The sequence below is a fragment of the Pseudoalteromonas sp. SR44-2 genome (assembly GCF_014163745.1).
Classification (GTDB): Bacteria; Pseudomonadota; Gammaproteobacteria; order Enterobacterales; family Alteromonadaceae; genus Pseudoalteromonas; species Pseudoalteromonas distincta.
This window is the reverse complement of sequence record NZ_JACJDW010000002.1, coordinates 1-12716: the sequence shown is the minus strand read 5'-3', so window position 1 is coordinate 12716 and position 12716 is coordinate 1. Positions and strand designations below refer to the sequence as shown.

General features: G+C 36.9%; 16 protein-coding genes. 12 read left to right on the top strand and 4 right to left on the bottom strand.

Annotated features, from left to right (window positions below; translation table 11 throughout):
- The first annotated feature begins 30 nt into the window (after window positions 1-30).
- The 3 genes from H5115_RS01350 (at window position 31) to H5115_RS01340 (ending at window position 2837) form a co-directional block, all read left to right on the top strand.
- The gene (locus H5115_RS01350) at window positions 31-1809 is read left to right on the top strand and encodes a sugar phosphorylase (RefSeq protein WP_182671172.1); all 1779 of its coding nucleotides are present in this window, start codon (window positions 31-33) and stop codon (window positions 1807-1809) included.
- A gap of 168 nt (window positions 1810-1977) precedes the next feature.
- The gene (locus H5115_RS01345; RefSeq protein WP_002958671.1) at window positions 1978-2367 is read left to right on the top strand and encodes a cytochrome b562; all 390 of its coding nucleotides are present in this window, start codon (window positions 1978-1980) and stop codon (window positions 2365-2367) included.
- An 83-nt stretch (window positions 2368-2450) separates the two neighbouring features.
- Window positions 2451-2837, top strand: a complete 387-nt coding sequence (locus H5115_RS01340; protein WP_182753230.1) for an OsmC family protein — start codon at window positions 2451-2453, stop codon at window positions 2835-2837.
- A 63-nt stretch (window positions 2838-2900) separates the two neighbouring features.
- On the opposite strand, the gene ykgO is transcribed toward H5115_RS01340, so the two are convergent.
- Window positions 2901-3035: a type B 50S ribosomal protein L36 gene (gene ykgO / locus H5115_RS01335; RefSeq protein WP_002958669.1), complete on the bottom strand. Its 135-nt coding sequence runs from the start codon at window positions 3033-3035 to the stop codon at window positions 2901-2903.
- On the bottom strand, window positions 3032-3298 hold the full coding sequence (locus tag H5115_RS01330) for a type B 50S ribosomal protein L31 (RefSeq protein WP_182753228.1): 267 nt from the start codon (window positions 3296-3298) through the stop codon (window positions 3032-3034). Before H5115_RS01330 ends, ykgO begins: the two co-directional genes overlap by 4 nt.
- Before the next feature lie 241 nt (window positions 3299-3539).
- Between H5115_RS01330 and H5115_RS01325 the strand changes: the two genes are divergently transcribed.
- Entirely contained in the window at window positions 3540-3809 is a 270-nt protein-coding gene (locus H5115_RS01325) for a hypothetical protein (protein ID WP_039487544.1), read from the top strand.
- Window positions 3810-4132: 323 nt separating this feature from the next.
- Window positions 4133-5095 (top strand): sensor domain-containing diguanylate cyclase, encoded by a 963-nt coding sequence (locus tag H5115_RS01320; RefSeq protein WP_182753226.1) that lies wholly within the window; start codon window positions 4133-4135, stop codon window positions 5093-5095.
- A 69-nt stretch (window positions 5096-5164) separates the two neighbouring features.
- On the opposite strand, the gene H5115_RS01315 is transcribed toward H5115_RS01320, so the two are convergent.
- Both H5115_RS01315 and H5115_RS01310 read right to left on the bottom strand, forming a co-directional pair.
- On the bottom strand, window positions 5165-6205 hold the full coding sequence (locus H5115_RS01315) for a metal-dependent hydrolase (protein ID WP_182671177.1): 1041 nt from the start codon (window positions 6203-6205) through the stop codon (window positions 5165-5167).
- A gap of 107 nt (window positions 6206-6312) precedes the next feature.
- Window positions 6313-7200, bottom strand: coding sequence for a LysR family transcriptional regulator (locus tag H5115_RS01310; protein ID WP_182671178.1), 888 nt, complete (start codon window positions 7198-7200; stop codon window positions 6313-6315).
- A gap of 116 nt (window positions 7201-7316) precedes the next feature.
- On the opposite strand from H5115_RS01310, the gene H5115_RS01305 reads away from it, so the two are divergent.
- From H5115_RS01305 to H5115_RS01275, 7 genes are all read left to right on the top strand, one after another.
- Window positions 7317-8489, top strand: coding sequence for an MFS transporter (locus H5115_RS01305; RefSeq protein ID WP_182753449.1), 1173 nt, complete (start codon window positions 7317-7319; stop codon window positions 8487-8489).
- 157 nt (window positions 8490-8646) lie between these two features.
- Window positions 8647-9462 carry a 2,5-didehydrogluconate reductase DkgB gene (gene dkgB / locus H5115_RS01300; RefSeq protein ID WP_024605501.1) on the top strand — a complete coding sequence of 272 codons (816 nt, stop codon included), beginning with the start codon at window positions 8647-8649 and terminating at the stop codon, window positions 9460-9462.
- 79 nt (window positions 9463-9541) lie between these two features.
- Window positions 9542-9829, top strand: a complete 288-nt coding sequence (locus tag H5115_RS01295; RefSeq protein ID WP_002958660.1) for a putative quinol monooxygenase — start codon at window positions 9542-9544, stop codon at window positions 9827-9829.
- Between the two features lie 454 nt (window positions 9830-10283).
- The gene (locus H5115_RS01290) at window positions 10284-10505 is read left to right on the top strand and encodes a hypothetical protein (protein ID WP_182753224.1); all 222 of its coding nucleotides are present in this window, start codon (window positions 10284-10286) and stop codon (window positions 10503-10505) included.
- A 94-nt stretch (window positions 10506-10599) separates the two neighbouring features.
- On the top strand, window positions 10600-10944 hold the full coding sequence (locus tag H5115_RS01285) for a hypothetical protein (protein ID WP_182671180.1): 345 nt from the start codon (window positions 10600-10602) through the stop codon (window positions 10942-10944).
- Window positions 10945-11238: 294 nt separating this feature from the next.
- Window positions 11239-11643, top strand: a complete 405-nt coding sequence (locus tag H5115_RS01280) for a hypothetical protein (protein WP_002958658.1) — start codon at window positions 11239-11241, stop codon at window positions 11641-11643.
- Between the two features lie 138 nt (window positions 11644-11781).
- Complete coding sequence (locus tag H5115_RS01275; RefSeq protein WP_182753222.1) at window positions 11782-12546, top strand: 2-keto-4-pentenoate hydratase; 765 nt, start codon at window positions 11782-11784, stop codon at window positions 12544-12546.
- The last annotated feature ends 170 nt before the right edge of the window (window positions 12547-12716 follow it).

Genomic DNA, 12716 nt, shown 5'->3' with positions numbered 1-12716 from the left:
AAGTCTAAACAATAAATATTAGGGGCGCATGTGAGCACAGTTAGCGAATTATTTTTACAACGAGTAGAGCAACATCTTCATATTATTTATGAGGGTGTTGAGCTGCCTTTATCGGTTACTGAGCTTGCTCAGCAACTCATTAAAATTATATTAGGTAGCAATGCACTGCGCGACCCGACACCCCATACAAACCGATGGGATGAACAAGATATAGTATTGATTGCTTATGGCGACTCTATTATTAAACACGATGATAGCGAATTTGCCGTATCGAGCCCAATGGAGGCACCGCTTAAAACACTACACAGGTTTATAAAAGAGCAATGTGATATGCAGCTAAATGCGCTGCATATATTGCCATTTTACCCGTACAGCTCAGACGAAGGCTTTGCAGTAATGAACTACGTGCAAGTGAACGAGTCGTTAGGTGATTGGGGAGATATTCAAAATATCGCTAAAGATGTAAAGCTAATGGCGGATTTGGTTATTAACCATTGCTCAAGCAGAAGCGTATGGTTTGAGAACTTTTTAAATGATTTACACCCGGGTAAAGACTATTTCAAAACGGCGAGCTTAACGGATGATTTAAGCCAAGTTGTTCGCCCGCGTACGTCATCGTTATTAAATACTGTAACTACGCCAAGCGGCGAAAAACATGTGTGGTGTACGTTTAGTCACGATCAGGTTGATTTTGATTTTGCAAACCCCGAGGTACTTAAAGAGTTTGTGGGAATAATTCGCCATTATTTAGACAATGGCGTACGTTTATTTAGACTCGATGCGGTCGCGTTTTTGTGGAAACAGCTTAATACAAGTTGCATTAATTTGCCGCAGACACACGAAGCCGTAAGGCTAATGCGAACACTAATTGAGCACGCAGAGCCTAGCGTAGTTATAATTACCGAAACCAATATTCCAAACCAAGAAAACTTATCTTATTTTGGTAATGCCAACGAAGCGCACAGTATTTATAACTTTGCCTTACCACCGTTATTGCTACATACATTATTAAGTGGTGATAGTGCAGCACTTAAACATTGGATGATGAGTATGCCACCTGCGCAAAATGGTACGGCATACTTTAATTTTATAGCCTCGCACGATGGAATAGGGCTCAGACCAATTGAAGGTTTATTGCAACCCAGCGAAGTAGCGTCACTGGTAAGTACCACTATGCAATTTGGTGGTCGTGTATCAATGCGCACCAGTAACGATGGCACGCATACACCGTACGAGCTAAACATTGCTTTATTTGATGCTCTCCAAGGGACGCACAATGGCCCAGATAAGTTTGGCCTTGAGCGATTTATGTGTGCTCACGCAATTATGTTTGCGCTTGAAGGTATCCCAGGGCTTTATATTCATAGTTTGTTGGGTACAACTAACGATTACGAACGCTTTGAAAATTCACAGCATAACCGTGCTATTAACCGCCATCGTTGGCAAGAGTCAAAGCTACTGGCGGCAATTGGTGAAAAGTACAGTCATCATCATAAAGTGTTTAACGGCATAAAAAGTTTATTGGCAGTACGGAAAAAGCAAAGTGCCTTCCACCCAAATGCTACACAGTTTACGCTGCATTTAGCAGGGGGATTATTTGGTTTTTGGCGACAAAGTATAGACAGACGCCAAAGCATATTTTGTGTTTATAACATTAGCGATAAACCACAAACACTCACATTGGCCGACTTAAACTTAATTAACACCCAAAAGTGGTTTGATTTGGTGGCAGATAAAACGATTGAAGAAAGCCAATTAACAATAGAGCTAGAACCATACCAAAGCGTGTGGCTGAGTAATATTAAATAAGCTTTAACTCATTATAAAAGTCTGCAAATGCAGGCTTTTTTATTGTCTAAACGTTGTAGTTACTTACTGTAAAGCCCCTTTACAGCACTTAACGGTTCACTATATCTGTTGAGTTACTTTTATGAGCATAATTGATACAATTAGCCTTCTTTTATTATAGGGTTTTTCATGAAGTATTTTTATTTAGCTATTACGTTATTATTTAGCTCATTGGTTTTAGCCGAGGAACCAGTCGATCTTGAAATAAATATGAAAAATACGGGCCTTGCGTATAAACAAGCCGTACAGGCAACTCAACTTAGTGAATTTAATACTGCGATTGATGAATTTATAAAGCTAGTAAAAGTAAGTAAAACAGGTAAGTTTTACAAAAAACCTGAGCAGTCATTGCAGGGTCTTGATAAAGTAATTGCCCAAGCTGAGCTTGCAAAAAAAGCAGCGAATGAGCAGGGTCTAAGTGCAGCAAAAGAACCGTTAAAAAATATAGATAATTTACGTAAAAAATATCATGAGCTACATGAGCCTCCAGGGTTCTTTGAATTACTGTTCGGTTCATAAACCTAAACTATATGTATCTTTAGTCGCTACTTTTAAGCTAATTGCGTTAAAAGTATCTGCAGTAATAAATATAAGGAAACACAATGGAAATTTCAGTTTCAATGTTAGAAGGCCAAAAGCAAAGCGCTAAATTTGGCGACCTAGAAGTAATCAGCGATCAAAGTGTAAACGCTGGTGGCAACGCAGAGCATCCAGAACCGTTTGATTACTTTTTAGTAAGTATGGCTTTATGTGCAGGTTTTTATGCACGTAAATTTTGTGAGCAGCGTGATATTTCAACGCAAGGTATGACGCTTACTCAAAATAATGAAAATGTAGATGATAACGGTAAAAAGTTATTTTCAATTGAGATTAACCTACCAGACGGTTTTCCTGATAAATATAAAAAGGCGCTTATTGCAGCCGTTAATACCTGTACGGTAAAAAAAGTAATTCAGGCAGTGCCAGAGTTTTCAGTAGTGGTAAAATAATCCTCCCTAAATTAGGTAGCTTTAACAGGCTACCTAATTTTGTATAGTGCTCCACGGCTTAACTTATTTCTTTTTCATTCCTTGTACTGCTTTAAAGCGTGGGTTGTTTTTACAAATTACAAATACACGACCTTTGCGTTTTACAATTTGACAGCCCGGGCGTTGTTTGGCGCTTTTTAGAGAGCTTAATACTTTCATACCTTTTCCTTTTTAACAGTCGATAAACTTTTAAAACGACGGTTAAACTGCGCAACACGGCCATCTGTAGCAACAGTTTTTTGCTTGCCTGTATAAAATGGGTGTGAGTCACTTGATACGTCAATAGGTACATATGGATAAGTATTACCGTCTATTTCTACTGTGCGGCCTGATTTAATGGTTGAGCCAATAATAAAGTAAGAATCGGCGGCAGTATCGTGAAAAGCAACCACTTGGTAATCAGGATGAATATTTAGTTTCATAATACGCCTCAATAAATGATATGTGATAATATATCATTTTAATTTAACGTATTTATTCTCTCATTGCAAATTATTTAAATGCTTCCCAAAAGGGGCGTAATTGCTGGCTATTTGTGCAAACAAATCAAAAAATAAGCACTTGAATTAAAAATGCTGGCTATTGGCGTTTAGGCTGTTATAACTATATTTAAGAGTTAAAACGTTAACAAATACGGTTATAAAGTTATTACAGAGGTTATGTATGAGTGACGCAACACAACAACAAGAACAAATTGACCAAGGGGTGATGGAAACCCTAAGAGAGCGCGACCACAGTACCTTGGCGCAACAAGTAAATCCGTTAACCTGCAACCACAATGATATTGTAGAGTTACTAGCAAGGTATATGGCACTTAGTGAGCAAGAAGATGATGAGCTGTTTGATACTTGGTTTGATAACCTAACTAAAGAGCAACATACTGTTTTAAAAGTATTTGAAGTTTACCGTGGACAATATGAGCACCAAAATTAAAGTGTTTATTTTTGTAAGGATGCCAAATCCAGTGGTTATTTAAATAAAACTAAATAGCCACTACTACTTTTTAACTAGAAAGTAGTAATGTTGTATCAACCACTACTCCCACCTGTTTTCATCATAATTTTTTGCGGATTTAATCTTATCTTTATTTAAGTACGACTTACTGATATTCATAAGTATTTATTGCTATTTTAAGGTAATGTTCTAGTTTTAATAGACAGACTGTTTATAATTTAAATAAGTTTATGGGTTATATACTCGAAAATATTCGCTCCCATTTCGTAATTCATAAAACACTTAAAATTAATTGAGCTTTAATGATTAAACCTGATATCCCAAGTAACGAAGCAGAGCGATTACATGCGTTAAAAACATTAAAAATTCTAGATACGTCGCATGAAGAGCGCTTTGATCGTGTTACTCGTATTGCCAAGCGTATGTTTAATGTTTCTATTTCATTGGTTACTTTAATTGACGAAGACCGCCAATGGTTTAAATCTAGGCAGGGGCTTGATGCGCCTGAGCTTCCTCGCGAAACCTCATTTTGTGGCCATACCATAAATCAAGACGAGCTCTTAATAATCCCAGATACAGCCCAAGATAAAAGGTTTTTTGATAACCCTTTTGTTGCAGGCGATCCTAAAGTACGCTTTTATGCCGGCTTTCCTTTAAAATTAAGGCAAGGGGTTATTATAGGCACTTTATGCCTTGCTGATAATAAACCTAGACACCTTAATGATGAAGAAAAACAATTACTAAGAGATTTAGGCACGTTGGTTGAGCAAGAGATTCAATCAATTCAACTAGCCACAATTGACGAGTTAACAAGAATCTCTAACCGGCGTGGCTTTTTGAACCTTGCTGAGCATACGCTAAATGTATGTAGGCGAAACAAAGTATCAATGTCGTTTATATTGTTTGATCTTAATAAATTTAAACAAATTAATGATGTTTATGGACACCACGAAGGCGATTTTGTATTGAATAAATTTGCGCAAATTATGCTTAGTTCATTTTGTGATTGTGAAGTAATAGGCAGACTTGGCGGAGATGAGTTTGTAGTAATGCTAAGTGATTTAGATGAAACAAAAGCTGAGTTTGTTTTACAAAGGTTTGCGGATGCAATTGCGCATACCAATAATACCTTAAATAAGCCATACAAAATTGATTACAGTGTAGGGGTAACACACTTTAAATACGATACAGGTAAATCGGTTGAGGATATGATTCAAGATGCTGATGTTGCCATGTATCAGCAAAAAAAGCAGCAATCACTTTAGTGAGCTATTTAGTTTAATTGCTGCCTGAACTTCACTTCCTCATGCTAGTACGAATCTTATAATATGACGTTATTCGCTATTACAGTCATTTTTTGCAGAGGGTGATGCTAAAGACACATTTGGTTGCCAAATCCTGTCCCATATTTTATGAAGATTGCTTAAGTTTGGTCTTTGACTTATTTTTTCAAAGTTACCAATGCTCACCTCTGAATTATTTTTTTGACCCACTACAAAATTAAACACATAGTTGCACTCCATCCCCATACGTAAATCAGAAAGTACAATACTGCTTTGCTGTTGGCGCACCGAATAAAACCCTTTAGTAAACCACTGCAAGCGTTTTATAGCCCATTCATCGCTAATATTATTTAACAATGAAGGCGTTGTTTGATAAGGCGTTAATGTAACATCGCTGGGCGCGTCAAATACTGATGCATAACCTTCGTAGTATTGTCCGTCAGACATCACAACAATACGCCACAGCAAAGTGGTTAGCGGGGCAGGCGTACTAATATACGCATTTACTGGTATTTGCCTGTTGTTGAGTGCAGTTTTTACCTTCTCATCAATATTTACTTTTAAAATTAAAGCGCAAAATAAATATAAGCTACTTAAAACTAAGGCCGCTGCATTTATACGATAAGCCGTTGCTGCTTGTATTTTGGGTATTAGCGTACATATTACGCCAATTAATAAAGGAAGCGTGTAAGCGGGGTCAATAATAAACACACTAGAAACCGCAAAGGGGTACTCAGTAAAAGGCCAAAGTAATTGTGTACCGTATACCGTTAGGCTGTCTAATATGGCATGTGTAGATAAACTTAAAAATACTAGCCAAAACCAGCGCACTTTATAAGTTTTCATTCCGGTGTGTATTTTTAATATTAGCCATACAATGAGCGGGCTAATTAATAAATGTATTAATAACGAATGACTAAAGCTACGGTGATAAGTAAATGCTTCTACAGAGCCACCATAAGGCAAAAATACATCTAAATCAGGGAGTGTGCCTAAAATTGCTCCCCATAAAACGGCTTTTCGACCTATTTTATTGCCTAATACCGCATAACCTACAGCACTACCTAATGCTACCTGCGTTAAAGAATCCATTTTGATTAATACCTTTAATTACGACTTTTATTATTTATACTTTTTGATTATTCAAAAGCGTCAAAAAATAATGTGATATATTTGATAAGCACATCAATGCCCAAAATTTATAAACTAAGCCTGGGTTTTATAAAATCTAAAAATGCTGTAATGCGAGACGATACCGCACTATTTTTATAATACACGGCTTGTACAACCTCTCGGTTATTAGGTGAGCTAACTGCACTGGGTAACACTTCAACTAATTTACCTGTTTTTAGGTCATTGCCAATCATAAAGTGAGAAAGTAGCGCAACGCCTTGGTTTGCAATACATAGTTGGCGCACTGTTTCGCCGCTGCTTGCGCTAAGCGAAAACGTAAATAAAGCGGGCTTTACTAACGGCCAAGTGTTTAATTTAGGGGAGTCACTAAAACCAATTATCTTGTGATTTTGTAAGTCATCTATTTGCGTAATTGCTGTGTTGTTTTTTATATATTCTGGGCTGGCTACAATACGTAACTGACTGCTGCCGAGTTTACGAGCATGTAAATTTGAGTCTTTTAAATCACCAATGCGTATGGCTAAATCGGTTTTATGTTCAAGTAAATCAATAATGCTGTCGTGCGAGGTTATATCAAGCGTTATGTGAGGGTATTGCTTGGCAAATTCGCCAATTAAAGGCGTAAGTTGGTGCAATACAAAAGGGCTTGCAGCATCTATTCGCAGCTTGCCACTTGGCGCTTGTTTTAAAAGCTTTATAGCTTCTTCACCGGTATAAAGCGTATTTAATCCTTCGCGCGCATATTTTATAAAAGTATGGCCCTCTTCGGTAAGTTCTAATCGGCGTGTTGTTCTGTTTAGTAAAGTGCATTGCAATGTATTTTCAAGGCGTGATACAGCTCGCGACACTTTAGCCACCTGTTGATCGAGCAAATTAGCTGCCCCCGAAAAGCTTCCGCAATCTACTACCGTTATAAACGTTTCTAAATCTTCAGTTTTTGAATGAACAGCCATAAGTATACCAACACCATCTTTGCATTATTAACAAAAGTATTTTGTCACTAATGCTATTTTTTGCAAACGATATTTTAGCCAAACTACATTCTTCAAATATTAATGAGGATATAACTATGCCATTGGCTTTGTGGGCGCTTACCTTAAGCGCATTTGCAATAGGAACAACTGAGTTTGTAATAGTGGGATTAGTACCCACCATTGCAAACGACTTAGGCGTAAGCCTACCTTCAGCAGGTTTGCTTGTAAGTTTATATGCGGTTGGCGTTGCCATTGGTGCGCCGGTGCTAACAGCTTTAACGGGTCGTTGGAATCGTAAAGTGGTACTAATAAGCTTAATGGGCTTATTTGTTTTAGGTAACTTACTTGCATGGCAAGCGCCAAGTTACGAAACATTAATACTTGCGCGCATTTTAACGGGGCTTGCCCATGGTGTGTTTTTTTCAATCGGATCGATGATTGCCACAAGTCTAGTAAGCAAAGACAAAGAAGCCAGTGCAATAGCCATTATGTTTACCGGGCTTACTGTAGCACTCGTAACTGGTGTGCCACTAGGTACATGGATTGGACAACACTTTGGTTGGCGTGCAACGTTTTTAGTTGTGTCGGTATTAGGTTTAATTGCATTAATCTGCAGCTCTATTTTAGTACCAAAAAACTTAAAACAATCAATACCAGCGACGTTTAAAGAGCAACTACAAGTAATCGTAAAACCGCGTTTATTACTCGTATATTTAATGACGATATTGGGCTATGGCGGCACGTTTACAGCGTTTACTTATTTAGCACCTATTTTAGAGCAACAAACAGGTTTTGCGCCTTCGGCTATTGCCTTAATAATGCTTGTTTACGGTGTATCGGTAGCGGTAGGTAATATTTGGGGTGGAAAGTTGGCCGACAAACGCGGCCCAATTAGTGCACTGAGCATTATATTTAGCGCTTTGAGTATTATTTTACTGATATTTACCTTTACGATGGAATCAAAAATTGCTGCTGTACTTACTATTTTAGTATGGGGCGCATTTGCTTTTGGTAATGTGCCAGGCTTGCAACTTTATGTAGTAAAGCAAGCGCAAAAGCACACGCCCAATGCGGTAGATGTTGCATCAGGTTTAAACATAGCCGCGTTTAATATTGGTATTGCACTTGGCTCAATTATTGGTGGTAGCGTAGTAGAGAACATGACCCTGCAAGATACAGCATGGATAGGCGCCGTTATCTCTGTTTTAGCACTTGGTGTTACACGCTACAGCGGTATGCTTGATAAACGTGAAATTCAGCAAGCATAAAGTATCTTTTGTTAACCTTGAAACTAAAATTAATGACCTCATACCTGTTATGAGGTCATAGATTTTTAAGTGACAGTCGTAATAAGAAGTAAAAGGTGTATTTCGTAAAACTTTTAAAAGTTTGTATTTTTAACCGATTATTTTATAAGGATAAACCATGACAAAACGTGTAATAGAAATGCCAGAACTAGGTATGGGAACATTCCGCTTAGAGGGCGACACTGCCTATAACTCAGTAAAAATGGCGCTCGAAGTTGGGTTTCGCCATATTGATACCGCACAAATTTATGGCAACGAAGAGCAAGTAGGTCAAGCCATAAAAGATAGTAATATTCCGCGCAGTGAAATATTCTTAACCACCAAAGTGTGGAATAACAAATTAAATAAAAGCGACTTTATCCCAAGCGTTAAAAAGTCACTTGAAAAGCTACAAGTTGATTCTGTCGACTTACTGCTAATTCATTGGCCATCGCCTGCTAACGACGAGCCAATGAGTGAATACCTCACTGAATTACTAAAAGCGAAGCAGCTTGGTTTAACTAAGCACATTGGTGTATCAAACTTCACCATTGCAAACTTAAATGAAGCAATGCAAACACTTGACTCGCGTGAAATATTTACCAATCAGGTTGAGGTTCACCCATATTTAACTAATACTAAATTGCGTGCATTTTGTGCTCAGCACGATATACATGTGACAGCGTACATGCCATTTGTAGTAGGCAAAGTACTTAAAGATCAAACCATTATCGACATTGCTAAAAAGCACGATGCAAGTCCAGCACAAGTTGTTTTAGCATGGGTTAACGCAAGCGGCATGACGACAATTCCATCATCAACTAAGCGCAAAAACTTAGAAGATAACTTTAACGACCACGTTAAATTAGATGATGAAGACATAGCCCGCATTGATGGTCTAGATTGTGGCGACCGCCAAGCAACACCAGACTTTGCGCCGCAGTGGGATCAGTAAACTTACCTCAAACGCAAAGTTAAACTAAATATTTTAAGGTGTAGATTATCTACACCTTAACTTTTTAAAAGGAATACACATGTTAACGGTTATAGCTGCACTGTCGTGCAAAAATATTGATGCAGATGTGATGCTTACAGCACTTGAAAACTTACAAAAGTCATCGCGCCAAGAAGTAGGGTGCTTACGTTATGAACTATCGGTAAAAAGTGATGATGAACATACCGATTACGTTGTTAGCGAACAGTGGGCGTCTGATGAGCACTTTGAAGCGCATAAAAACGAGCCACACTTTAAAGCGTTTGGTACGCAAGTTACTGGACTTTTAACCAATAGTAGTATTGATGTATATAAATCAATTGGTTAAATTCTTTTTATAGTGCCTTTTATGGTACGTATTAAAATACTTAGCTAAATTACATGTCATAAAGTAAATATTCAAATAGGTGCTGTTAACCTACATCACCTTTTATTCTTACACCCCAACCTGCCTAAATACCCAACTTCGCCAATATCAATGAAACCTATTAGGACTCTTTTTTGTTAATTCGCATTCGTAGTGCGTCGTAATCAAAAGTGGTTTATAACTTTATTAAAGTCGTTTTGGTATCACAACCCACTCTAATAAATAGCCTATTTAATTTGTTGTTTACATTAAAGTTCTCTGGTGTAAATTATAGAAATATAACATGGCATTTTAGTCAGCCGTAAATAGTTCGAGTGGTACTGAATAAGAGACTCAAAATAGCAAACTATTTATATATTTTTAGTGTGTTATATTTTTAGAGCTGAGTTAAATAAACTTATAACGGAGACATGGTATGGAAATTAATAAATCTAATCAATCTATTCTTGTTTTTGTAATCCCTTTATTAGCTGCGTATTTCGGATCAAAAGTTATATTTCACTTATTTTCTCTTGAGTATCTTGTGTTTACAGATACTTTTGACATTCTAAAGCTACTCATTGATATTAGTGTATTTGGAGTGTTGTTCTATATTAGTTCGCTGGGCGTTGGTTATGTCATCAGAGCTAAAACATAAGTTTTTAATCATTAGCGGGTAAATTGCTAGCTAAAAAATCACAGCCAATAAAGCCTTAACAGCTTTAAACTGTATAATTTATATGGAGATAATAATGAAAAAATTAATCGCAATAGTAGCGTTGTTAGGCTTTGCTTCATTTGCACAAGCTAATGATAGTTTTGTAGTGAATGCTAAATTTTATGATAATAAAAACTTAATTGGTTCACCTATTTTAGTAGTCAATTCAAACGAAGAGGCGTCAGTTTCAGTTGATAATTCGTATAGTTTTGCTCTTACAGTAACGCCAATTGATGATTTTACTGTTAGTTTAGCAACTGACCTAAAACTAGGTGGAAAACACATGGCTCCCTCTTTAGTTGTTGAACTAGGTAAAGAAGCAAGTATTAATATTGATGGTAAAGAACTGTCAGTTTTAGTAAGCAAATCAAGCAGCTAATAATTTAAAAACTAGGAATATAATTAATGAGAAACTCAAGAAATGAGATAGTAAAATATGGAGTCTCTTTTGGTACGGCCCTAGCAATTGCTATTTCATGGAGTGCTAATGAGTCTGTGTTATGGGCAATTTTGCACGGTTTTTTGTCTTGGTTTTATGTTATTTGGCATGTAATTACGCGATAAGTATTTTCGCGTGTGCACTGATTGATTATGCAGATTGCGGTCAATGTTAATACTCGAGCAATTACCATCTAAAACTATTAAGTTAAAAATATAAAAGGAATAATTAATAATGAAAGGTGCGGGTGGAAGCTCTGGTGGTATTGGGCATTTTTTTATTGGTTTAATTATGATGTGCGGTGGCTTTTATATGCTGCTAAACGCAATTTCGGTGACCTCTAATTTTGGACTAAGTTCTCGCATTTATAGTGTTAATGCTTTAGGTGGCTTTGGCGTTACAGGCGGCATGGTTATGATCCCGTTTATTTTTGGTGTGGGTCTGATTTTTTATAATTCTAAAAATATTTTAGGCTGGGTGCTATCTCTTGGCTCGTTAACCGCACTAATATTTGGTGTTATATCGAGTGTTCGATTTAGTATGCGAACTATGACGTCGTTTGATTTGATCGTTATTATAATTTTAGCATTTGGCGGCTTAGGGCTATTTTTACGCTCGCTTAAATCTATTGATACTTAAATAATTACCACGCTTTGTTTTAAATACAATTTTAATTATAGGCATTTAATATGATGTTCTAATGCTTAAGCTAATATATTAATAATATAATCCTTCCTATTTACTGCTTAACCAGTAACGTATTTTAAAGAGATTTATGTGAACAACTCAATACAGCTAAAACTAATTGCTACTCACTTATTAGCACAAAGAGAAGAAAACCCAGCGCGTTCAAACTTTCCTAAAGAGTTAGTACTAGACTCGACTGACGATGCGATAGAAGTACAAAAGTTGATGATTTATTTAAATGAGCAAACTGTATATGGCTGGAAGTGTATGCTGCCTTTAGATGATGGCTCAATTATATTAGCGCCTCTTTTACATGCACCTATAAAACAAGCTGAAAATTGCCCACTGTATACAACAAACAATAAAGCGCTGATAGAACCAGAAATTGCATTTATTTTACAAAGCGATTTACCTAGTAATAAAACCTATACAAATGAAGACGTAGATACTGCATTTGCCAGCGCCCACTTGGCACTTGAGCTTATCCAAAAAAGGTTTGATGAAGACACTCCAAGCACTCACATTGAAAAACTGGCCGATGGCCTATCCAATCAAGGCGTGTATTTAGGCCCGCAAATAGATAAATCCAAAGCGTATAACGCAAGTACTGTAAATATCAACGTTAAGCAAACTGAGCTGGAGTTAAACTTGGCAGGTGTGCACCCTGCAGAACTTGCGCAGCTTCCTCTTTATTGGGCGGTTAATTACTTATCAGCAAAGGGAATTAACTTAAAAGCAGGGCAAGTGTTTATAACTGGTTCTTACTGTGGTGTGGTTGAGCTTAATACTAATGAGCAAACATGTATTACATATGAAGATTTAAATACATTTAATGTGACATTTTTATCCCATTAAGCGAAGTACTCATTTTAATGGTCATAATTAAACAACCCACTAATTAGCTGTCTCTTATACACAAATCCCTGCTAAGAAATTAGCGGGGATTTTTTTGAACTAAATCTCAATGTCATGATCAGATCTTCAAATCTTGTTTGAGGGCACATTATGATTAACGAACATACTCA